The sequence below is a fragment of the Atlantibacter sp. RC6 genome (assembly GCF_014193285.1).
In the GTDB taxonomy this organism is placed as follows: Bacteria; Pseudomonadota; Gammaproteobacteria; order Enterobacterales; family Enterobacteriaceae; genus Atlantibacter.
In genome coordinates this window covers 489868-512627 of the sequence record NZ_JACHZE010000001.1, presented here as the reverse complement: position 1 = coordinate 512627, position 22760 = coordinate 489868, and the positions used below count along the sequence as shown (strand labels likewise).

Annotated in this window: 21 protein-coding genes; 14 read left to right on the top strand and 7 right to left on the bottom strand. The window is 55.7% G+C overall.

The features are described 5' to 3' along the window. Window positions 1-159 precede the first annotated feature (159 nt). A complete protein-coding gene (locus FHW74_RS02575; protein ID WP_183169011.1) occupies window positions 160-1104 on the top strand; it encodes a metallophosphoesterase in 945 nt (314 codons plus the stop codon). Here the strand turns inward: FHW74_RS02575 and eutC are convergent. The 3 genes from eutC to eat are packed head-to-tail and all read right to left on the bottom strand — an operon-like array spanning window position 1101 to window position 4656. Next, window positions 1101-1874 carry an ethanolamine ammonia-lyase subunit EutC gene (eutC, locus tag FHW74_RS02570; protein ID WP_183169010.1) on the bottom strand — a complete coding sequence of 258 codons (774 nt, stop codon included), beginning with the start codon at window positions 1872-1874 and terminating at the stop codon, window positions 1101-1103. The genes FHW74_RS02575 and eutC overlap by 4 nt on opposite strands. Window positions 1875-1883: 9 nt before the next feature. Next, on the bottom strand, window positions 1884-3257 hold the full coding sequence (locus FHW74_RS02565; RefSeq protein ID WP_183169009.1) for an ethanolamine ammonia-lyase subunit EutB: 1374 nt from the start codon (window positions 3255-3257) through the stop codon (window positions 1884-1886). A 10-nt stretch (window positions 3258-3267) separates the two neighbouring features. Beyond that, complete coding sequence (gene eat / locus FHW74_RS02560; protein WP_183169008.1) at window positions 3268-4656, bottom strand: ethanolamine permease; 1389 nt, start codon at window positions 4654-4656, stop codon at window positions 3268-3270. A 105-nt stretch (window positions 4657-4761) separates the two neighbouring features. Here eat and FHW74_RS02555 point away from each other — a divergent pair, with 105 nt between their 5' ends. The 4 genes from FHW74_RS02555 (at window position 4762) to FHW74_RS02540 (ending at window position 9638) form a co-directional block, all read left to right on the top strand. After that, window positions 4762-5022: a hypothetical protein gene (locus FHW74_RS02555; RefSeq protein ID WP_183169007.1), complete on the top strand. Its 261-nt coding sequence runs from the start codon at window positions 4762-4764 to the stop codon at window positions 5020-5022. Window positions 5023-5099: 77 nt separating this feature from the next. Continuing rightward, window positions 5100-5768, top strand: a complete 669-nt coding sequence (locus FHW74_RS02550; RefSeq protein ID WP_183169006.1) for a YecA family protein — start codon at window positions 5100-5102, stop codon at window positions 5766-5768. Between the two features lie 293 nt (window positions 5769-6061). Continuing rightward, on the top strand, window positions 6062-7162 hold the full coding sequence (locus FHW74_RS02545; protein ID WP_183169005.1) for a NapC/NirT family cytochrome c: 1101 nt from the start codon (window positions 6062-6064) through the stop codon (window positions 7160-7162). A gap of 28 nt (window positions 7163-7190) precedes the next feature. Then, window positions 7191-9638: a molybdopterin guanine dinucleotide-containing S/N-oxide reductase gene (locus FHW74_RS02540; protein WP_183169004.1), complete on the top strand. Its 2448-nt coding sequence runs from the start codon at window positions 7191-7193 to the stop codon at window positions 9636-9638. A gap of 44 nt (window positions 9639-9682) precedes the next feature. Here FHW74_RS02540 and tyrP read toward each other — a convergent pair whose 3' ends face one another. Further along, on the bottom strand, window positions 9683-10894 hold the full coding sequence (tyrP, locus tag FHW74_RS02535; RefSeq protein ID WP_183169003.1) for a tyrosine transporter TyrP: 1212 nt from the start codon (window positions 10892-10894) through the stop codon (window positions 9683-9685). Between the two features lie 205 nt (window positions 10895-11099). On the opposite strand from tyrP, the gene FHW74_RS02530 reads away from it, so the two are divergent. Then, window positions 11100-11339, top strand: a complete 240-nt coding sequence (locus tag FHW74_RS02530) for a YecH family metal-binding protein (RefSeq protein WP_183169002.1) — start codon at window positions 11100-11102, stop codon at window positions 11337-11339. Window positions 11340-11369: 30 nt separating this feature from the next. Here the strand turns inward: FHW74_RS02530 and ftnA are convergent, their stop codons facing one another. Then, window positions 11370-11867, bottom strand: coding sequence for a non-heme ferritin (gene ftnA, locus FHW74_RS02525; protein WP_161661390.1), 498 nt, complete (start codon window positions 11865-11867; stop codon window positions 11370-11372). A gap of 239 nt (window positions 11868-12106) precedes the next feature. Beyond that, on the bottom strand, window positions 12107-12439 hold the full coding sequence (gene yecR, locus FHW74_RS02520; RefSeq protein ID WP_183169001.1) for a YecR family lipoprotein: 333 nt from the start codon (window positions 12437-12439) through the stop codon (window positions 12107-12109). 233 nt (window positions 12440-12672) lie between these two features. On the opposite strand from yecR, the gene FHW74_RS02515 reads away from it, so the two are divergent. Beyond that, a complete protein-coding gene (locus FHW74_RS02515; RefSeq protein WP_183169000.1) occupies window positions 12673-13311 on the top strand; it encodes an RpiB/LacA/LacB family sugar-phosphate isomerase in 639 nt (212 codons plus the stop codon). A 36-nt stretch (window positions 13312-13347) separates the two neighbouring features. Here FHW74_RS02515 and FHW74_RS02510 read toward each other — a convergent pair whose 3' ends face one another. Then, entirely contained in the window at window positions 13348-14760 is a 1413-nt protein-coding gene (locus FHW74_RS02510; protein ID WP_183168999.1) for an MFS transporter, read from the bottom strand. 219 nt (window positions 14761-14979) lie between these two features. Here FHW74_RS02510 and azuC point away from each other — a divergent pair, with 219 nt between their 5' ends. The 7 genes from azuC (at window position 14980) to tssL (ending at window position 22759) form a co-directional block, all read left to right on the top strand. After that, on the top strand, window positions 14980-15063 hold the full coding sequence (gene azuC, locus FHW74_RS02505) for a stress response protein AzuC (protein WP_085949471.1): 84 nt from the start codon (window positions 14980-14982) through the stop codon (window positions 15061-15063). A 156-nt stretch (window positions 15064-15219) separates the two neighbouring features. Beyond that, window positions 15220-15468 carry a DUF2766 family protein gene (locus FHW74_RS02500; RefSeq protein ID WP_125291894.1) on the top strand — a complete coding sequence of 83 codons (249 nt, stop codon included), beginning with the start codon at window positions 15220-15222 and terminating at the stop codon, window positions 15466-15468. 249 nt (window positions 15469-15717) lie between these two features. Beyond that, entirely contained in the window at window positions 15718-18042 is a 2325-nt protein-coding gene (locus FHW74_RS02495; protein ID WP_183168998.1) for an FdhF/YdeP family oxidoreductase, read from the top strand. A gap of 632 nt (window positions 18043-18674) precedes the next feature. Beyond that, window positions 18675-19169 carry a type VI secretion system contractile sheath small subunit gene (tssB, locus tag FHW74_RS02490; RefSeq protein WP_183168997.1) on the top strand — a complete coding sequence of 165 codons (495 nt, stop codon included), beginning with the start codon at window positions 18675-18677 and terminating at the stop codon, window positions 19167-19169. Window positions 19170-19199: 30 nt separating this feature from the next. Then, complete coding sequence (gene tssC, locus FHW74_RS02485) at window positions 19200-20753, top strand: type VI secretion system contractile sheath large subunit (protein WP_183168996.1); 1554 nt, start codon at window positions 19200-19202, stop codon at window positions 20751-20753. An 18-nt stretch (window positions 20754-20771) separates the two neighbouring features. Further along, entirely contained in the window at window positions 20772-22109 is a 1338-nt protein-coding gene (gene tssK, locus FHW74_RS02480) for a type VI secretion system baseplate subunit TssK (protein WP_183168995.1), read from the top strand. Beyond that, window positions 22106-22759, top strand: a complete 654-nt coding sequence (tssL, locus tag FHW74_RS02475; RefSeq protein WP_183168994.1) for a type VI secretion system protein TssL, short form — start codon at window positions 22106-22108, stop codon at window positions 22757-22759. Before tssK ends, tssL begins: the two co-directional genes overlap by 4 nt. Window position 22760 lies beyond the last annotated feature (1 nt).

Below are 22760 nucleotides of genomic sequence, written 5' to 3'. Positions count from 1 at the left end.
TCACTTCTCAATTTGTGGGGGTGTTTACGTCTCTTTTAATTACCCGTCATGTGTTAATAATTTCCGGCTGTGCGAATATCACATTTGATACAGTACTATTGAAGTAAATCAGCTGTCTGGATCGCTCTGGATTCACGCTGAAGCAAATCGGGAGAAGTGATGCCACATTCACAACGGCTTACCAGCAAGAAAATTTTTATCGGTGATATTCATGGCCAGTCCGGGAAGCTGGATGCGCTGATGTCACATATAGATTCACAAGATGACGCAATGATGATCTTTCTTGGCGACCTGATTGATAACCAACCCGGAGCGCATATCGATCAACTGGCCGTTCTCAATCACGTCAAGGCCCACGTGGATGCCGGGCGCGCAATTTGCCTGATGGGAAATCATGAATTTAACGCCGTCGGATGGGCAATGCGTCACCAGAAAACGGGCTTGCCGCTGCGACCGCATACGGCGAACAATGCCCGTCAGCATCAGGCCTTTTTAGAGGATGTGACGGAAAACAGCCCGCAGCATGCCGCCTGGATCGACTGGTTTAAAACCCTGCCGCTGTTTATCGATTTTGGCGACATCCGGGCGATTCACGCCTGCTGGGATGAAGCCGCGCTGGTGCAGCTAAAGCCCTGGCTTGATGATCAAAACCGTCTCAAACCAGAAAGCTGGCAATTTGCCTTTGATAAACAGCATGAGCTTTACGGTTTGCTGGAAACGGTACTCAAAGGGCCCGAAATAACGCTGCCTGAGGGTTACAGCTTTCTGGATAAAACCGGTATTGAACGGCGCAACATCCGCGTCCGCTGGTGGTTAGACGACGCGACAACATGGCGACAGCTTGCTCAGGTGCAACCCGACGTGGTGGAATGCATTCCCGACATCCCGCTCGCCCGTTCTTATCCCGCCCTTACGGGCGCGCCGGTCGTGGTGGGGCACTACACGCTGGCGGGCGAACCGGCTGTTCTTAGCCAGTCCGTGATATGCGTGGACTACAATGCCGCCAAAGCGGAGCACCCGCTGGTTGCGTGGCAGTATGACAGTGCTACCGGCGATGTCATGGCGGGTCAGTTTATCTATTCAATTGACCCGTTTTCCGTTTAAGTCGCTAACCCCGGCCTGACCCTGTCCCACAGCGCCGGGTTATCGCTTTCATCCTTCAGTCCCACTCCCGTCAGCCGCCGTAAAAATGCCTGCTCCAGTAGCCAGGCCAGTTTAAACGCCGCCGCATCATAGCCGAGCCCTTCAGGGCGGATATTGGAAATGCAATTGCGCTCGGACTCAATCCGCGCACGCTCGGGTTTCCACGTCAGATAGACGCCCAGGCTATCCGGCGACGACAGCCCTGGCCGCTCGCCGATCAGGATCGCCACCGCCTTACTGTTCAGGCATTCGCCAATATCGTCACCCAGCGCGACCCGCGACTGGTGGGCCAGCACCACCGGACCGGTGGATAAGCCGAGCGTGGCAAGAAAGGGCAGCAGCGCCTTGACCAACGGCACCGCCTGGCGATGAACGGCATGGGAAGAGAGCCCGTCGCCAATCACCAGCAGCACGTCGTGCGGCGATGCGCACCGGGCCGACAGCAGCGCGCGACTCGGCTCATCCAGACGTCGCCCCAGATCGGGCCGGTTAAGGTAGATATGACGGTCGGTTGCCTGGCTGTGGACCGTCAGCGTTTCCAGATCCAGCGCGCCGAGCTGCGCGGCAAGGGTATCACTGTCGAACGGCTGATGAATAGCGTCACGCGCCTGGGCATGGGCCAGGCCAAACTTCAATACTTCGGCGGTGGGCAGGCTTGCGCCGCTGCGCCCCAGCGCAATCCGGGCGTCGGTAAACTGGTTGAGTGCTTTCCAGGCATCGGGTGCGTACATAGCTTCTCCTTACGGCATAGCAGCCAGCAGCGGATGGCTGGCGCCGGTTAAGCGCAACTGCCCCTGGTTATCGATAATCTGCATCTGGCTCAGCCAGTGGGCAAATTCCGGCGCGTGTTTCAGCCCCAGCAACCGTCGCGCGTACAGCGCATCGTGAAAGGACGTGCTCTGGTAATTCAGCATAATGTCATCCGCGCCCGGTACGCCGATCAGAAAGGTCAGCCCGGCGTTGCACAGCAGCGTCAGCAGGGTATCCATATCATCCTGATCCGCCTCGGCGTGATTGGTGTAGCAGACGTCGCAGCCCAACGGCAGCCCCATCAGTTTGCCGCAGAAATGGTCCTCCAGCCCGGCGCGGATAATTTGCTTGCCGTCGTACAGGTATTCCGGGCCGATAAACCCCACCACGGTATTCACCAGCAGCGGATCGAAATGGCGCGCCACCGCGTAGGCGCGAGCTTCGCAGGTTTGCTGATCCACGCCGTGATGAGCATTGGCCGACAGGCAACTCCCCTGGCCGGTTTCGAAATACATCACATTGTCGCCGAGCGTTCCGCGCTTCAGCGACAGCGCTGCGTCACGCGCTTGCGCCAGTAAAGAGAGTGAAATCCCAAATCCGCGGTTCGCCGCTTCAGTACCGGCCACCGACTGGAACACCAGGTCCACCGGGGAGCCGCGCTCGATAAGTTGGATCGTATTGGTGACGTGGGTTAGCACGCATGACTGAGTGGGAATGGCAAAGCGCTGGATGATGTCATCCATCATATGATTGAGCCGATCCAGCACCGGCAGGCTGTCGCTGGCTGGATTAATGCCCACCACCGCGTCGCCCGCCCCGTACAGCAGGCCATCGAGCAAACTGGCGGCAATGCCTTTGAGATCGTCCGTGGGATGATTGGGCTGAAGGCGCACGCTTAAGTGCCCCGGCAGACCGATGGTGTTGCGAAAGCGCGTGATCACCCTGCATTTGCTGGCGACCAGAATCAAATCCTGATTGCGCATCAGCTTACTCACCGCCGCCGCCATTTCGGGCGTTACGCCGCGCGCGATACGGCTAAGCGTGGCGCTGTCTGCCTCGTCGTTCAGCAACCAGTCACGGAAATCGCCTACCGTTAAATGGCTGATGGGCGTAAAGGCGTCGGCGTCGTGAGTGTCGACAATTAAGCGCGTCACTTCATCAGATTCATAAGGAATGAGCGGATTAACCAGCAAATCGCGCAACGGAACCTCGGCGAGCGCCATTTTCGCCGCCATGCGCTCTTCGGCGCTCTCCGCCGCCACGCCCGCCAGGCTGTCGCCGGAGCGGGCAGGGGTCGCCTTCGCCATCACCTCTTTCAGGCTGGCGAACCGGTAAACCCGGTGCGCCAGAGTGGTGCGATACATGCGTTTCTCCTTACGACAGCGCCCGCAGCTGCGGGTCGAGCGCCGCTCGCTGGCGCGCCGGGGCTGAGATGCGGAACCACACGTAGCCGCCGAGCATCATGGCGGCGAAAATCAGCGCCAGCACCGTGTTGTAGTAAATCATCGCCGCCAGACACAGCACCGCCATCCCAAGGGCAAACGCAGGCGCGACCGGGAACAGCGGCGCTTTAAACGGACGGATCAGATTCGGCTCGCTGCGACGCAGCTTAAACAGCGCCAGCATAGAGACGATATACATAACAATAGCGCCAAATACCGACATGGTGACGATGCACGCCGTTAACGGCATCCCGCTGATGGTGATCAGCGAGTCAGAGAAGATAGCGGCGATGCCCACCACGCCGCCCGCGAGGATTGCCAGATGCGGCGTGCGGGTGCGGCGGTTTACCTTCGCCAGCGAGGCCGGGAGGAACCCGGCGCGCGCCAGGGAAAAGATCTGCCGGGAATAGCCCATAATAATGCCGTGGAACGACGCCACCAGCCCGAACAGCCCCAACCAGACCAGCATATGCAGCCAGCCGCTGCTGCTGCCGACCACCACTTTCATCGCCTGTGGCAGCGGATCGTTAATATTCGACAGCGCGCGCCAGTCGCCCACGCCGCCCGCAAACACCATCACACCGACCGCCAGTACCGTTAAGGTCACAATGCCGCCGCCCAGCGCGCGGGGAATAGTGCGCTGCGGATCGCGTGCTTCTTCAGCCGCCATCGACGCCCCTTCAATAGCCAGGAAAAACCAAATCGCGAAAGGGATCGCGGCAAACATCCCCGGCAGCGCCAGGTTGCTGAAGCTCTCCGCGCCCGCCCAGCCGTTGGCGGTAAAGTTGTCCCAGGAGAAGCCCGGCGCGACTACGCCCATAAACACCAGCAGCTCAAAGATCGCCAGCAGCGTGACAATCAGCTCGAAGGTGGCGGCAATGCCGACACCGAGAATATTCAACGTCATAAAGATCAGATACGCCCCGACAGCCACCCATTTCGGATCCAACGCCGGGAATTGCACGTTCAGATAGGCCCCAATCGCCATGGCGATGGCGGGTGGCGCAAAGACAAACTCAATTAACGTGGCGAACCCGGCGATAAACCCGCCTGTCGGCCCAAAGGCGCGATACGCGTAGGCGAATGGCCCGCCCGCGTGCGGAATGGCGGTGGTCAGTTCGGTAAAACTAAAAATGAAGGCGCAATACATCGCGGCGATGGCCAACGCCACGATCAGAAATCCCATGGTGCCTGCCTGGGACCAGCCGTAGCTCCAGCCGAAATACTCCCCGGAGATCACCAGCCCGACGGCAATTCCCCATAAACGGAAGCTGCCAAGAGTGCGTTTTAGTGTTGTTGGTTGTTCGGTTACGCTTGCCATACCTTACCTCGCCAGAATGGAAAAACCTGAGAGGGCGTTGCAAAGCGCGTACCAGAGCAGCAAACCCGCTAAAAATGCCTGCGCCAGGGCCGGGGTCAAATCCACATGCGCGAAAATGCGCCATCTTTCGCCCCCTTATGCACCAGTTCGGTGAATCGCGATTGCGACTTTCTGCTGACGGTGAGAGTGCTGCCGCCACGCTATGTTCATCAAAAAGCGGAGGAAATGATGATGGCCTGGCGACCTATTCTGACAGTTATCGTCAATCCACAACCCATACGAGTGGTGAGCCGTTCACGCGCAAGGCTCAGGCTGGTGGTCAACGGTCCTTTTATTCTGGTGCCAACGCGTGATAAGCCGCGTTGATTGCCACGCGTTTTACCGCGGAATCGCGTTATAATTGCGTGAAACTGTGGGTAACGCACGCCAGAGGAGGCGACCGTATGAATCAGGGACCACTGAATGAAAAAGAGCTGGAATGGCTTGATGATGTTTTAGCGAAGTATGCCAGCGAACGCTCGGTGGTGGATGTCTCCGAACTGGACGGCATGCTGACTGCGCTGCTTTCCGGGCCGTCGATGCCGGAACCCAGCGAATGGCTGGTGGCGCTGTGGGGCGGGGCCGACAACGTGCCGAAATGGCAGAACGAGCGCGAAATGGAGCGCTTTATGACCCTGGTGTTCCAGCATCTGGAAGATGTGGAAGATCGTCTGAGCGCGTATCCTGACCAGTTCGAGCCGTTGTTTGGCGAGCAGGAAGTCGAAGGCGAAACGTATATCGTGGTCGAGGACTGGTGTTACGGTTATCTGCGCGGCGCAGAGCTGTCGGACTGGTCAACGCTGCCGGAGTCGCATCGCCTGTCGCTGGATTCTATCGCCCTTCACGGGCGTGAAGATAACCTCGGCGTACTGGAAAAAATGGCTCCGGAAGAGTACCAGCGCAGCATTGATGACATTCGCCTGGCGGCGCTGAGTTTGTATGAGTACTGGTCGGAAAATCAGCATCCTGAACCCGATGCGCCGACGCCTTATATTGCTGAAACCAAAGTGGGACGTAACGATCCTTGTCCTTGCGGCAGCGGAAAAAAATATAAAAATTGCTGCTTACACTAAGCGCGAAATAAACCGGCCTGAAAAGCCGGTTTATTTTTTTAATTAATCACTCAAAGTAATTTCATTATTCGTTATATATTAAAATATATAGCGATACGGTAATAACTTCTGGCACAACAATCAGTTAGCTCAATTCTTAACCGCAATTTTGCAAAACTTCGATCAAAAGCACGTTTAACCCTTTCTGGTTAATACCACTTTTGTGTTACATCAATTTTTATATTACCCGCATCCCTCAAAATACCCGCCTTACAACGATACATACCATTGATGGATTAATTAAAGGCAAGGTAATGAGCAAGAAATGGAAATGGATTATAGGGTTGCTGTTTGTTGGCGTTTTACTGGGAGGTGCGTTAGCGGTTTCTTCAATGTGGGTGATGCATAAAACATCGGAAACGTCGTTTTGCCTCTCCTGCCACACCATGCAAGCGCCTTATGAAGAGTATCAGGGCTCTGCGCACTTTATGAACCAAAAGGGCATTCGCGCCGAGTGCCACGATTGCCATATTCCCCAGTCCGGAATGGACTACCTGATCACCAAAATCCGCGCGAGCAAAGATATCTATCACGAGTTTGTGACCGGTAAAATCGACACCCCGGAAAAATTCGAAGAGCACCGGCTGGCAATGGCGCAAACCGTCTGGGATCAGCTGAAAGCCAACGACTCGGCCACCTGCCGCTCGTGCCACCAGTTTGACGCCATGGACCTGCAAAAGCAGAGCGCTGACGCGCAGAAAATGCATGCGCTGGGCATCAAGGAAAAGCAGACCTGTATCGACTGCCATAAAGGCGTTGCGCACTTCCCACCTGAAATCACCATCGACAGCAAAGCTCACGATGCGTTGATCGAGCATGCGCGCCAAACCCCTGCTGATGCCAAAGAAGTGTATCCGGTCGCACCTGCGCCGCTGGGCAATCTGGGCACCGTTTATCCTGCCACCAAACTGGCCGTGGTGGGTCAATCCGGCGATGCGCGTGAAGTGGAAATTACCGGCAGCCAGATGCAGGGCGCGGAACAGGTGATTTACCTGGCGGCTGGCCAACGCCTGGTGCTGGCGACGCTGACCGAAGAAGGCCAGAAAGCCGTTAAGGTTTCCGGCGACTGGGAAAAAGATCCGTATGGCAACGCCTGGCGTAGCGTGTCGCTGCGCGCGCCGCTCGCAGAACCGGCGCTCGGCAAGCCTGACGAGATTTGGAACTACGCCAAAACCCTCGACCAGGCGTACTGCTCCGGCTGCCACGCCCCGATTTCATCCGAGCATTACACCCTCAACGCCTGGCCTTCCGTAGCAAAAGGGATGGGTGCGAGAACCGATATCAGCGCCGAGGATTTAGACATCCTGACCCGCTGGTTCCAGTATCACGCCAAAGATATCGCCACCAGGGAATAACAGAACAAGGATTAATAAAGGAGAACCTATGAATCTTACACGACGCAATTTTATTAAATATGCTGGCGGTTCCGCCGGCGCGATGATGATCACCTCCGCCATCCCGATGCAGGCCTGGGCAGCGGAAGCACCGGGCAACGCGATCCTCACAGCCGGACGCTGGGGCGCGATGTATATCGAAGTTAAAGACGGCAAAATTGTTTCTTCACGCGGTGCGCTGGCGAAAACCATCCCTAACTCGCTGCAAACCACCGCGCCGGATCAGGCCCATACTCCGTGCCGCATTAAGTATCCAATGGTGCGTAAAGGCTTCCTGAGCGCGCCAGGCAAACCGGACGGCAAACGCGGCAAAGATGAATTTGTGCGCGTTTCCTGGGCTGACGCCCTGAAGTTGATCCATGAGCAGCATGCACGTATTCGCACCGAACATGGCCCGTCATCGGTATTTGCCGGCTCCTACGGCTGGCGCTCCAGCGGCGTGCTGCATAAAGCGCAGACCCTGCTGCAACGTTATATGAGCATGGCGGGCGGCTATACCGGCCATACTGGCGACTACTCAACCGGCGCGGCGCAGGTGATCATGCCGCACGTGGTGGGTTCCGTGGAAGTGTACGAACAGCAGACTGTGTGGCCGGTAGTGCTGGAGCACAGCCAGGTGGTGGTGCTGTGGGGCCTTAACCCGCTTAACACCCTGAAAATCGCCTGGAGTAGTACTGACGAGCAGGGCCTGGAGTACTTCAACAAGTTGAAAGCCTCCGGTAAAACGGTTATCGCCATCGACCCGATTCGCTCCGAAACTATCGAATTCTTCGGTGACAAAGCCCAGTGGATTGCGCCGAACATGGGCACCGACGTGGCGATGATGCTCGGTATCGCCAACGTGCTGGTGGAAAAAGGCCTGCACGACAAAGCCTTCCTGGAAAAATACACTACTGGCTACAGCGAATTTGAAGCCTATCTGACCGGTAAGAGCGACAATACGCCGAAAACCCCGGCCTGGGCCGAGAAGATTTGCGGCGTTCCGGCGAAGCAGATGGAAATCCTGGCGGAAATTTTCGCCAAAAACAGAACCATGCTGATGGGCGGTTGGGGCATTCAGCGCCAGCAGTACGGCGAACAGCGTCACTGGATGCTGGTTACCCTGGCGGCGATGCTCGGCCAGATCGGTACAGAAGGCGGCGGTTTCGGCTTCTCTTACCATTACTCCAACGGCGGCAACCCAACCCGCAGCGGCGGCGTGCTGTCGGCCATTTCCGCCAAAATTGCCGGCGGCTCTTCCGCAGGCAACGACTGGGCGACGTCCGATGCTGTGGAAGCCTTCCCGGTGGCCCGTATCGTTGAAGCGCTGGAAAACCCCGGCGGCAAATACCAGCATAACGGTAAAGAACAAACCTTCCCGGATCTGCGCATGATCTGGTGGGCCGGCGGCGGCAACTTTACTCATCACCAGGACACTAACCGCCTGGTGAAAGCTTGGCAGAAACCGGAAATGGTGGTGATCTCCGAGTGCTACTGGACGGCAGCAGCTAAGCATGCCGATATCGTTCTGCCGATCACCACCTCGTTCGAGCGTAACGACCTGACCATGACCGGCGACTACAGTAACCAGCATCTGGTGCCGATGAAGCAGGTCATCGAACCGCAGTTCGAAGCGCGTAACGACTTTGACGTGTTCGCGGACATGGCGGAATTGCTGAAGCCTGGCGGCAAAGCGGCCTACACCGAAGGCAAGAGCGAAATGGACTGGCTGCGTGAGTTCTATGACGTGGCGCAGAAAGGCGCGCGTCAGCAGCGCGTTAACATGCCGCAGTTCACCGCATTCTGGGAAGCTAACAAGCTGATCGAAATGCGTAAAAACCCCAAAGAAGAAGCCTTTGTACGCTATGCCGATTTCCGTAAAGATCCGGTGATGAACCCGCTGGGCACCCCGAGCGGCAAAATCGAGATCTACTCGAAAACCATCGAAGGCTTTAATTACAAGGATTGCCCGGCGCACCCGACCTGGCTGGAGCCGGACGAGTGGGCAGGCAACGCCAAAGAGGGCGAACTGCAACTGCTGACCGCGCACCCGGCGCACCGCCTGCACAGCCAGCTCAACTACGCCTCGCTGCGTAAAGAGTACGCCGTGGCGAACCGTGAGCCTTTCTACATCCATCCGGAAGACGCTAAAAAACGCGGTATTGCCGATGGCGATCTGGTTCGCGTCTGGAACGCTCGCGGCCAGGTGTTGGTCGGGGCGAAAGTCACCGATGGCATCAAGCAGGGCGTGGTGTGTATCCATGAAGGCGCATGGCCGGATCTGGATTACGCCGGTACCGGGATCTGTAAAAACGGCGGGGCCAACGTGCTCACCAAAGACATCCCGACCTCGCGTCTGGCGAACGGATGCGCGGGTAACACCGCGCTGGTGATGGCGGAGAAATACACCGGCCCGGCGCTGGAACTGACCGCGTTTACCCCGCCGATGGGCGCGTAATCGCGTAACTAAAAAGGGCGGAAATCGATGTTTCCGCCCTTTGTTTATCCCGCTTCCGGCAACAACCCGGCGGCAATCAGCGCCTGAATCACAATAATCCCGATGCCGCAGGCGAATATCAGCGCCAGCAGCGGCGTCCCGCCCATCACCCGGTATCCCGCATCGCTGTGCTGTTGACGGCTTTTCCACACCAGCAGCGAGGGAATAATCAGCGCCAGGATCGCCAGCGCCACCCCGGCATAGCCCAGCGCCATTACAAATCCCTGGGGATAAAACAGCGCGAACACCAGCGGCGGCGCGAAAGTAATCAAGCCACTCTGAATGCGCCCGGAGGCTTTGCGGCTGCGCTGGAACAAATCGCTCAGATAATCGAACAGCCCTAACGACACCCCAAGGAACGAGGTTGCCAGTGCCAGGTCGGCAAACAGATGCACCGCCAGCTCGACGTGCGGGCTGGCGACCACTTCACGTACCGCCTGTAGCAGGCCGTTTAACCCGCTGTGGCTGGCGATAAGCCCGCTGAAAGTGGCGGAATCAATTGCCCCCAGCGTTGCCAGTTGCCAGAAGATATAGGCTACCAGCGGGATCGCGCTACCGGTAATAAACACCCGGCGCAGCTTGCGCAAATCGCCATTCAGATAGCTGACCACGCTCGGCACGCTGCCGTGAAAGCCAAACGAGGTGAAAATAACCGGGATCGCCGACAGTGCGAGGCCTTTTTCCAGCGGCATCGTCAGCAGATTAGCGTGATGGATATGTGGCATCATCAGCGCCAGCATCACAACCAGTAGCACAATCTTGGCGCTGAACAGCAGGCGGTTAAACATATCCACCATATGGGTGCCGATACAGACAATGCCGCCTGCCACCAGAGTAAACATCAGTACGCCGCTGCTGGGCGTGATTGCCGTTGAAAGCCACTGCGACAGGCTGGACGCCAGCAATTCTCCCGCGCCGCTGATATAGGCGGCAGTCAGGGCGTACATCAGAAACAGCATACTAAAGCCGGTCAGCCACTGGCCGTATTTACCCAGATAGCGACGCGCCAGCGAGCCAAGGCCCGTATCGGCTGGCACGTGCTGATACACTTCTACCAACAGCAGGGCGGTGTAGCACATCAGCGCCCATAAACCAACCAGTAAGATAAACGTTACACCAAAACCCACGCCAGCCGCCGCCAGCGGCATCGCCAGCATTCCGGCGCCAATGGTGGTGCCGGCGACGATAAAAGTACTGCCAAGAGTGCGATTCTTCACGCTTCCCTCTGAGAAAAATGAATTCCATACTGAATTGTGCGGCGCAGCGTATGTGAAAAAAAGCACCTCGTCAAATTTGGGTTACGGACTCTGTAATGAAATATTTACATAATGAAAGATGTATAACAAATGCCGTTTCTTGCGGCGTAACAAGATCCCTCTGGCAACGAGGGCGTATCATGCGTTTTTTATCGGAGAGAAAACGATGACATCCATTCACGGTCATGAAGTGTTAACGATGATGCTGGCGGATGGCCAGTGCTGGACAACAGAACGCCTGGTGGCAGCGATTGAAGAAAAATTTGGTCAGGCGGCGCGCTTTTATACCTGCTCTGCACAGGGAATGACGGCGGGAGAATTAGTGGAATTTCTGGCGGCGCGCGGGAAGTTTATTCCGCAGGATGAAGGGTTCGTCACCCATAAAAGCAAAATCTGTAATCATTAACAAAGCGGGCGCGAAGGCCCGCTTAATTATTTATGCCTGTGCATCCAGGGTTGCCAGTTCTTTATCGACGAAATAAAGCCCTTCGTTGCTTTTCCCTACCAGACGCAACTTATCAATTACCGATTTAAACAGTTTTTCTTCTTCATGCTGTTCGGCAACATACCATTGCAGGAAATTAAAGGTCGGATAATCCTGGCTGGTCATGGCGGTATGGGCCAGTTCATTAATCTGGCGGGTAATTAACTGCTCATGTTCATAAGTGGCGTTAAATAATTCGTCAAGAGAGGCGTATTCCGCGAACGGGCTGGCTATCTGCTTGATTTGCGGCAGGCTGCCGGTATCGGTCAGATAATCGAACAGGCGCTGCATATGGCCCATCTCTTCCTGCGCGTGACGACGTAAAAAAGCCGCTGCGCCTTCAAAGCTGTGGTAACTGCACCAGGCGCTCATTTGTTGATAGAGCAGGGATGAAAATAATTCCAGATTCATTTGCTCATTTAATTTTTCAAACATTTCAGGTTTAAGCATACGTGCTCCGAATCAAAGGGCAGGGCGTTATGGTTGGCTACTATAATTTGTTATTAATTCATTTGCAAAAAGTAACGCGAAAGAAATTAATAAGTAAAAATGCAAATGGTAATTAAAATCATTAGATAAAAACGGCGCGGCAATATCGATAAATAAAAATGAAGCATTAAGCGAAATTAGTGAGGAGATATTGTCGGCATGTTAAGTGAAAAGGCAGCACGCCACGGTGCTGCTTTTTATTAATAAACAGGTTGGGCGGTGGGTAACGCTACGCCCTGGCACTGATAATTCAGGGTAACGCTTTCGTTCAGACACTGGGTTCCGCTAATCACGCTACAGGTGTAAATCGGGTCGCCATAGCGTACCGCGCGGTCGTAACCCCAGTTCTGGCACTGTTTGGTAGCGGTAGAGAGCGCCAGATAATCATCGATTCTGGCCCGTTGCAGCGCGGGGACGTCAAAACCCAGCTGTACCAGCCCCATCATTTGATTGCCGCCGGTTACCTCTGGATTTTTAGTGATTGTACAGCCTGCGAGGCTCAGAAAAAGTAGTGCCGCTAGCGGTCGAAACATGGCGATTTCCATCAGAGTAACATACCGCCATCATCGCACAGCGATCGTTATTCAATGGGTTAAATAGCGCCTGTTGCCACGCTTATCTGTGCTTATGGCCTGTCGCGCACAGATGAAAATGTGAACGCAGTATTAATTTATAAAACATTTTTTCATTTAATCTGAAAGTGTGTTTGCCAGATGGTATTGTACCGCTATCATAAGCAACTTAAGACATAAGCTGGAGAAAACCGATGAAAATTGCACTGATGATGGAAAACAGCCAGGCGGCGAAAAACCCCATCATTCTCAACGAACTGAACGCAGTGGCCGATGAGAAAGGGTATTCGGTCTTTAACGTAGGGATGAATGGCGAAAACGATCACCATCTGACCTATATCCACCTGGGCATCATGGCCAGCATCCTGCTGAACGCGAAAGCGGTGGATTTCGTGGTGACCGGTTGCGGTACCGGCCAGGGCGCGCTGATGTCGTTGAACATTCATCCGGGCGTGGTCTGCGGTTACTGTATCGATCCGGCGGACGCGTTTCTGTTCTCCCAGATCAACAACGGTAACGCGCTGGCGCTGCCGTTCGCCAAAGGTTTTGGCTGGGGTGCAGAACTCAACGTGCGCTTTATTTTCGAAAAAGCCTTTACTGGCCGCAAAGGCGAAGGCTACCCGCCGGAGCGTAAAGAGCCGCAGGTTCGCAACGCAGGCATTCTGAACCAGGTTAAAGCTGCCGTGGTGAAAGAGAATTACCTCGATACGCTGCGCGCCATCGACCCGGAACTGGTGAAAACCGCCGTTTCCGGCGAGCGCTTCCAGCAATGCCTGTTCGAACACGGCCAGAATAAAGAGATCGTCGCCTTCGTGCGCGAAATCCTGGGCTGATAGCCTTACGGCGTCGTTCTGGCGACGCCGTCTATTTCACCCCTTCGAAGAGACCTGGCTACCGGCTTTGGCCGATAACCGCAGCGTATCCGCCATACCGGCCAGACAAATCAGGGCGATAAACACAAACGCCAGCCGAAAACCCATCCCCTGTGTGGCAGTCATATCCAGCCACTGCGCCAGCTTATCTCCCAGCCGAATGCTGATTGCCCCAAGGGTGATCCCTAACCCTACTGCCAATTGCGATGCGGTACTGAACAGCGTATTGGCGTAGCTCATCTCTTTGGGCGGCACGTCAGCGAAAGCCAATGTGCTGACGCCGGTGAACTGGATTGAACGAAACACGCCGCCGAGATACAGGATCAGCAGGATCAGCCACACCGGCGTGTGCGGCGTGAGCAGCGCGCAGGCGATTAAAGCAAGCACATTCAGCAGGCCGTTAATCAGCAGCAGCTTTTTAAACCCCAGCCAGCGGATCAGCGGCGTGGTGGCGGGCTTAATGGTAAGGTTCCCGACAAATACCGCCAGCACCAGCAGCCCGGAATGAAACGCGTCCATCCCAAAACCCACCTGGAACATCAGCGGCAGCATAAAAGGCACCGCGCTAATCGAAGCGCGGAACAGCGAACCGCCATACATCGTCACGGCGAAGGTTTTTATCTTCAGCGCATCCATGCGGATCATCGGCCATGCGCTACGGCGGAAATGCCGCAGAGAAAAGCCCAACGCCGCGATGCCGAGCGCCATTAACCCAAGGGCTAACCCTGGGTCAGGCTGCCGGGCGCCGAGTATTTCCATCCCATACACCAGACTTATCATTGCCACGCCGGTGCTGATAAAACCCACGCCGTCGAAAGGGCGACGCTCATTATCGGTTAGCGTGGGAATTAGCCGCCACGCCAGTACCATGGCGATCAGTCCGAGCGGCAGATTGATATAGAAAATCCAGCGCCAGTCGGCATAGCTGGTGATAAACCCGCCGAGCGGCGGCCCGATAATTGGCGCCACCAGCGCGGGCCACGTCAGGGTCGCAATCGCTTTAATCAACTGATTTTTGGGCGTGGTACGCAACACGGCCAGCCTGCCCACCGGCACCATCAGCGCGCCGCCGATCCCCTGAATCACCCGCATCGCCACAAAGACCTCCAGGCTTTGCGCCATCCCGCAGAAAACGGATGAAAGCGTGAATATCGCCAGCGCCAGAGTGAATACCGACCGCGCGCCGAACCGGTCGGCTATCCAGCCGCTGGCAGGAATAAATACCGCGAGGGTCAGTAAATAGGCGCTGATACCGATATTGAGATCAACGGCTTCAACGCCAAAGGTGCGCGCCATTTCCGGCAGAGCGGTGGCGATCACCGTCCCGTCAAGAAATTCCATAAAGAAAGCACCCGCAACCAGTAGCGCCGTGGGGGACAGGCCGCGTTGCGACGGGGAGACTTCAGCCATTTTTTCCTTACCTGATTAAAAAAATTTTATAAAATTTACTCTTTATTTTGTTGCTGTAATGTAATGATTTTAATTGATTAATTGTGTTGAAACGGTTTCTGTCGCTGTTATTTATGGTGATGTGTATCACAAAACGATTGATTTTTGTGATGTTGGTCATATTATTGGGTCAATGCGAGATCACCTGCACATAACAAACGAATAACAACGGAGCTCATCATGAAACTGCGCGCTATCCTGAAAAGCATGTTCAAAAATTATTGCAGCACCTTCAAAGACGTCCCGCCGGGCGCGATGTTCTAAGTTCTGCATAAAAAACCTGCTGCGGCAGGTTTTTTTTCGCCCCGACTCTGGCTATTTACCTGGCTTATCGGTTAACCATACCATTCTCTTTATTGCACAGGCTCGCGTTTTGATGCGTTTGCCGTTACGCTGCGCTGCTTAACCAAGGAGAAGAAGATGTCGCAACCCTTAACCCCTGAAGATGAACTGGTCTCGGATATCGTTGCCTGCCAGCTGGTTATAAAGCAGATCCTCGACGTGATCGACGTTATTGCGCCCGTTGAAGTGCGTGAAAAAATGGCCAGCCAATTGAAATCCATCAATGTTGGGGCCAATGCCGCCGCTGACCCGGTGACGGTGCGCGCGGTGCAAAAAGCCATTGCGCTGATTGAACTGAAATTCACACCGCAGAATGAAGCGCATTAATCACCAGTGAATTGACTAAAAGCTCGCACCTGGCTGCGAGCTTTTTCATTTGTGCGGACTGGAAATAGCGGAACGCTAATTAGTTACAACATACTTATTTATGTCTCAGGTTTCCCCGCTGCGACTGCGGCGTTCTGGTCAGTCCGGCAGTGGGGAAAACGGCGCTGGAACCCGCTCTGCGCTTCGCATATCCCGACTTTTTGTACCAGGCTTAAAGGCCAAATTATCTGCCAGACAATGTGGAGCATCATGAAAGAGCATAATCGTACTATCGGCATCGCGCCTTATGGGGGATCGGCAGGCGGATGGGGTGCGTTAAAGGCTGTCGCTGATGCCATCCGTGGCCAAATGTCGGTGAAGCAAGACGTCATTGCCCTGTTCAACGTTAACCAGCCGCAGGGCTTTGACTGCCCGGGTTGCGCCTGGCCCGATCCGCAACATGCCTCCTCGTTTGAATTTTGCGAAAACGGCGCTAAAGCCGTCTCCTGGGAAGCCACCAGTAAACGCACCACGCCGGAATTTTTTGCCGCGCATACGGTGAGCGAACTCTGGGAACGTAACGCGTTTGAACTGGAAGGTGAGGGGCGTCTGACGCACCCGATGAAATACGACCCGACAACCGATACCTACCAGCCCATCGAGTGGGACACCGCCTTTAATGAAATTGGCCAGCATTTGCGCAGCTACGACGATCCTGACAGCGTGGAATTTTACACCTCGGGGCGCGCCTCTAATGAAGCGGCTTTTCTCTGGCAGCTCTTCGCTCGTGAATACGGCACCAATAATTTCCCGGACTGCTCGAATATGTGTCACGAGCCGACCAGCGTCGGTCTGCCGGAATCGATTGGAGTGGGTAAAGGCACCGTTGAGCTGGACGATTTTAATCACTGTGATTTAGTGTTGTGCATCGGCCACAATCCAGGCACCAACCATCCACGTATGCTTGGCACCCTGCGCGAGGTTGCAAAGCGTGGCGCAACGATTGTCGCCATCAACCCGCTGCGTGAGCGCGGTCTTGAGCGCTTTACCTCACCGCAAAGCCCTATCGAGATGCTGTCGCTTAGCTCGACTGAACTGGCCTCGACTTACTATAAAGTGCGGGTTGGCGGTGATGCGGCAATGCTGAAAGGCGTCATGAAAATGTTGCTGTCGATGCATGAAGAACGCCTGAATAACGGCCAGCCGGGCGTGCTGGATGAAACCTTTATTCGTGAGCACACCGAGGGCTTTGAGGCGCTGAAAGCCGATCTGGACGCCACCGAGTGGGGCCCTATCCTTGAAGTCTCCGGTATGGAGCGCAAGGAAATTCAGCACGTGGCTCGCCTCTATGCCAGCGCGCAACGCACCATCGTTTGCTACGGTATGGGGATCACCCAGCATCAGTACGGGACTCAGAACGTCCAACAAATTGCCAACCTGCTGCTGCTACGCGGCAACATTGGCAAAAAAGGCGCGGGTATCTGTCCGCTGCGCGGGCATTCCAACGTTCAGGGCGATCGCACCGTGGGGATCACCGAAATACCGCCACAGGGGATGCTCGACAGTATTGAGCGCGTGTTTGGCTTCCGGCCGCCGCAGAAACACGGCCACGGCGCGGTTGCGGCTATTCAGGCGATGCGTGACGGTAAGGCTAAAGCGCTGCTCTGCCTGGGGGGCAATCTCGCGGAAGCGATATCCGACCCGCAGGTCACTTTCCCGGCGATGCGCAACCTCGATCTGGTGGTGCATATGGCCACCAAATTAAACCGTTCGCATCTGTTGCTGGGCAAGCATAACTACCTGCTGCCGGTAATTGGCCGCACGGAAATTGACCAGCAAGCCTCTGGAGCGCAAAGCATCACGGTAGAAGATTCAATGTCGATGGTCCATGCGTCACGCGGCGCTCTGAAACCCGCGTCGCCGCACCTGAAATCAGAGCCGGCGCTGGTGGCGGGCATTGCCAAAGCGACCCTGCCTGACACGGTGGTCAACTGGGACCGGCTGGTGGGGGATTACAGTTTTATCCGCGAAAAGATCGAGGCGGTGTTCCCTGCCTTTGCGGGCTATAACGAACGGGTGAAAAAACCGGGCGGTTTTCGGCTTTATAACGCTGCGTCTGAGCGCGTCTGGAATACCCCCTCCGGTAAAGCGCAGTTCAGGGTGATGCAGGGGATTAATGAAAATCCGCATTCGTTAAAATGTCACGACCTGGTGCTCACTACGCTGCGCAGCCACGATCAGTACAACACCACGCTGTATGGATTGAACGATCGCTACCGCGGCGTGACGGGACGGCGCGACGTGCTATTTATCAATCCGGATGAGGCGGAAAAACGCCAACTGCGGGTGGGCGACCAGGTCAATATTGTGGCCCTCGATCCTGACGGCAACCCAACGTCGCGACGGATGCATAATCTCACTATCGTGGTGATCGACATGGCGCCAGGTTCGGTCGGGGCTTATTATCCGGAGGCTAACGTGCTGGTGCCGCTGGACAGCCATGATGTTCAGAGTGGCATACCGGCATACAAAAGCATTCCCATTGCTATGGAGCGGGTGGAAGTCCCGGTGGAAACTTCGGGCGCGCGGCGGTAAAAAATGGAGTGGCCAGGTAAAACTGGCCACGATTTTATAGAGATTGAAGTTATTTGAGTCATGCTTAATTACCCGCAAAACAAATGATATCCGGTTAAATTGGGACGGGTATTATTCAGGTTAATGATGATTTTCATTGTATTCATCAAATGAAATTGATTCCTTATCAGGAAGGGCAATAAATATGGGGTATAACAAAAAAGCATTAATTGCATATATAATTATAATGAAATTTGCTGATACATAACCCTCATGGATAATTAAATGGGTTTTTCTGACGAAAAAATGGTTGGTTTTTTCTGAAATCAATAAGGTTATATATGGCTTTTCGCGCGGAAAAAAATAAAGGATAATTTATTCATTTGTCGATCAGTTAGCATCTGTGCGGGTTTTCAGCGTGTTTTTATGGTTTCGTCAGTTTATTGGGGAATTAACTAAAAACGTTCGGAATAAAACTTTTCAACAGACGGATATTCTGTGTTTCATCAGAATGCTGATATGATGGCTGTATTACTTAAGTAACAGATTTTTCACTGCCTTAACGGATCCGGCAGAGAGTGTGGCAGGGACTGTCGCTGGCGTTCCCTGTGCTTTCCGCCATCGTCAACCTGCTACCATAAAGGAATATAACTATGTCCGGTTCATTCCAGGATGAAATTCCCAAAGCCCGTATTAATTTGAAATTAAACCTGCATACCGGGGGAGCGCAAAAGAAAATTGAGCTCCCCTTAAAGTTGCTGGTTACCGGTGATTTCAGCAACGGTCAGGATAACCGCCCGCTGTCAGAGCGGGAGAAAGTCAATATTAATAAAAATAACTTTAACAGCGTGCTGGGTGAATTTTCCCCGTCCGTTAACCTGACGGTGGAAAATACGCTTGCCGGTGATGGCTCCGAAGAGAATGTTAAACTGACTTTCCGCGAAATGAAGGATTTCGAGCCAGAAGCCGTTGCCCGTCAGATCCCCCAGCTAAAAGCCATGCTCGCCATGCGTAATCTGTTACGCGATCTCAAATCCAACCTGCTTGATAACGTGACATTCCGTAAAGAGCTGGAACATATCCTCAAAGACCCCTCGCTCAGCAATGAACTGCGCCGTGAACTGAATGCCCTGGCGCCGAAGGCGTAATTCCTCTTCGTACTGGATTAACACGAGATAATGCTTATGTCAGTCAATAATGAAAACGCCACTGCGGCACCCGGCCAGACCACCGTTGTTGAGCACCAGGACGCGGGCGGCGTGTACGCCTCGCTGTTTGAAAAAATCAACCTCAGCCCGGTGTCCGGCCTGTCCGATATCAATATCTGGCAGGATGACGCCGCGATGGCGGACGCCAGCGCCGATGAGCGCGTCACCGCCGCCGTTCAGGTGCTGCTGCAGCGCCTGAAAACCTCCGGCCAGCAGGTCGGGAAGCTCGATAAAACCCTGCTCGACCACCATATCGCCGAACTGGATTTCCAGATCAGCCGCCAGCTCGATGCAGTGATGCATCACGAGCAGTTTCAGGCGGTGGAATCCCTGTGGCGCGGCCTGAAGCACCTGGTGGATCGCACCGATTACCGCCAGAACGTGCGCACCGAAATCCTGGACGTGTCCAAAGACGCGCTGCGCCAGGATTTTGAGGATGCGCCGGAAATTATCCAGACCGGCCTTTACTGGCACACTTACGTCTCGGAGTACGATCAGCCGGGCGGCGAGCCGATTGGCGCCATCATTTCCGCATATGAGTTTGACGCGTCGGCCCAGGACGTGGCGCTGATGCGTAATATTTCGAAAGTGTCCGCCGCCGCACATATGCCGTTTATCGGCTCCGCCGGCCCGAAATTCTTCCTCAAAGACACCATGGAAGAGGTGGCGGCGATTAAAGACATCGGCAACTACTTCGACCGCGCCGAGTACATCAAGTGGAAATCATTCCGCGAAACCGACGACAGCCGTTACATCGGCCTGGTGATGCCCCGTGTGCTGGGCCGTCTGCCGTATGGCCCGGACACCGTGCCGGTACGCAGCTTTAACTACGTTGAAGAGGTGAAAGGCCCGGACCACGAGAAATACCTGTGGACCAACGCGTCGTTCGCCTTTGCCGCCAACATGGTGCGCAGCTTTATCAACAACGGCTGGTGCGTGCAAATTCGTGGTCCGCAGGCGGGCGGGGCGGTGCAGGATCTGCCTATCCATCTGTACGATCTCGGTACCGGCAACCAGGTGAAAATCCCCAGTGAAGTACTGATCCCGGAAACCCGCGAATTTGAGTTCGCTAATCTGGGCTTCATCCCGCTGTCGTACTACAAAAACCGCGACTACGCCTGCTTCTTCTCGGCGAACTCCACCCAGAAACCGGCGCTGTACGACACCGCGGACGCCACCGCCAACTCGCGCATCAACGCGCGCCTGCCGTACATCTTCCTGCTGTCGCGTATCGCCCACTACCTGAAGCTTATCCAGCGCGAGAACATCGGCACCACCAAGGACCGCCGCCTGCTGGAGCTGGAGCTGAATACCTGGGTGAAAAGTCTGGTCACCGAGATGACCGACCCGGGCGATGAGCTGCAGGCGTCACACCCGCTGCGCGACGCGAAGGTGATTGTTCAGGACATCGAGGACAACCCGGGCTTCTTCCGCGTACAGCTGTTCGCCGTGCCGCACTTCCAGGTGGAGGGGATGGACGTCAACCTGTCGCTGGTTAGCCAGATGCCGAAGGCGAAATCATAACGCGAGGGGAAATCAGGGATGAAAATTTACCGCCCACTTTGGGAGGATGGGGCCGCACTGGCCCCGCAACAATTTCAGCAGCAGGCCCGCTGGAGTGCGCATGTTGCCGACACGGTCGCCCTGATGGGAATTTCTCATCCCTGGGGCGTGACGGCGGCTGAATTTGATGACGCCGCGCTGGCGTTGTCGCGCCTGAATGCCACCCGGCTGGTGGTGCGTTTCCAGGATGGCACGCTGGTTGATACGGACCTGGCGGATAATCTTCCGCCAGTTTGCGATGTGTCTCCCGCAGGCGGCAGTGAGTCTGTTGAGGTGCTTGCGGCGCTGCCGTTACTGAGCGCCAACGGCGGTAATCTGGATAACGGCCAGGACAGTGAGCGCCCGCGTCGCTGGAAGGCCGAACGTGTCGTGGTTCAGGAACTGGCTGGCCATGAAAGTGGTGAACTGGCTGTCCTCCGTAACGCGGTCACCTTGCGCCTTTCCACCCAGGAAAATACCGCATATCTGACCTGTCCGGTGGCCCGCCTGACGCGTAATGCCCAGGGGCTGTGGCGTCGCGACCCGTCCTTTATCCCGCCAATGCTGTCTGTCTCTGCCAGTCCGTTGCTGGTCACGGAACTGAAAGATCTGCTGATCCGTCTGCAGGCCCGCCGCCGCCGTCTGATGGCCATGCGCCGTGAGAGCAACGAGCGTCTGGCCGATTTTGCGGTGGCTGATGTGTCCCTGTTCTGGCTGCTCAATGCCCTGAACAGTGCCGAGCCTGTGCTGGCCGAACTGCTGCAAACCCCGGGACGCCACCCGGAACTGCTGTACCGGGAACTGGCCCGGCTTACCGGCAGCCTGCTGACGTTTTCCCTGGAGCATGACGCCGGGGATATTCCCGCTTATCAGCATGATGCCCCGGAGCAGGTGTTCCCGCCGCTGCTCGCACTGCTCGATAAGCTGTTGGAAGCCAGCCTGCCGTCACGGGTGGTCAGTATCCAGTTGGATCATCTCGATCAGATCTGGAAAGGCGCCCTGCATGATGCGCGCCTGCGTGAAGGGGCGGATTTCTATCTCTCCGTACGCTCCTCTCTGCCAAATCACGAGCTCCAGACCCGGTTCCCGCTGCTGTGCAAGGCGGGCAGCTTTGAGGATGTTTCTGATGTGGTGAACGTGGCGCTAAGCGGGGTGGTGATCAAGCCTCTGACCCATGTACCCGCGGCGATCCCGCTGCGTCTGGAGAACCAGTATTTCTCACTTGACCTGAGTTCAGACGCGGCCCGGACCATGTTGGAAATGGGCAGTTGTACCTTTTATACCCCGCGTTCACTGGGGGAGGTGAAACTTGAACTCTTTGCGGTGCTGCGTACATGAACACATCCGAACTCAGTCAGATTGAGCTCATCTTCTACCCGGGCTGGCTGATGGCCAGCCAGTTGCGCGGCGGACAGGACGTCCGTGACGGTGAAAGCCTTTATCGCCGGGCCTGCCGCCTGGTTCAGGAGGCGCAGAGCGCGCTGAGCGAGGCCGGATACAGTGATATCAGCCGTGATCATATGGTGTATGCCTTGTGCGCCCTGCTTGATGAGAGCGTCATGAACCGGGGAACTACCGATGACGGTTATCTGACCTGGCATCGTGACCCGCTGCAGGCGCATTTCTTCGGTACCCTGAATGCCGGTGAGGAGATCTGGGAGCGCATCCGCAACCTGCTGAAAGAGCCTGCGCCGGACACGGCGGTTCTGACCTGCCTGTACCGCACCCTGCAACTGGGGTTTGTGGGCCGGTACCGGGCCCGGGATGATGAGCGCCGCGAAGATGTCGTGCGCGCGCTGGGTGAACGGGTTCCTGCTTTTAGGCTTGCGCAGGATGCGCCGATTGTCGTCAGGGCTTCTCGCCTGCGCAGCGGCCACCGTCTGTACTGGCTGTCATGGTTCCTCGGTGCGGCAGCGCTGGCGGCACTGTGGTTCATCCTCTCATCCTCCCTCACGGAGCTGGTGAGTCAGACGGTCAGGCCGGGGTAAG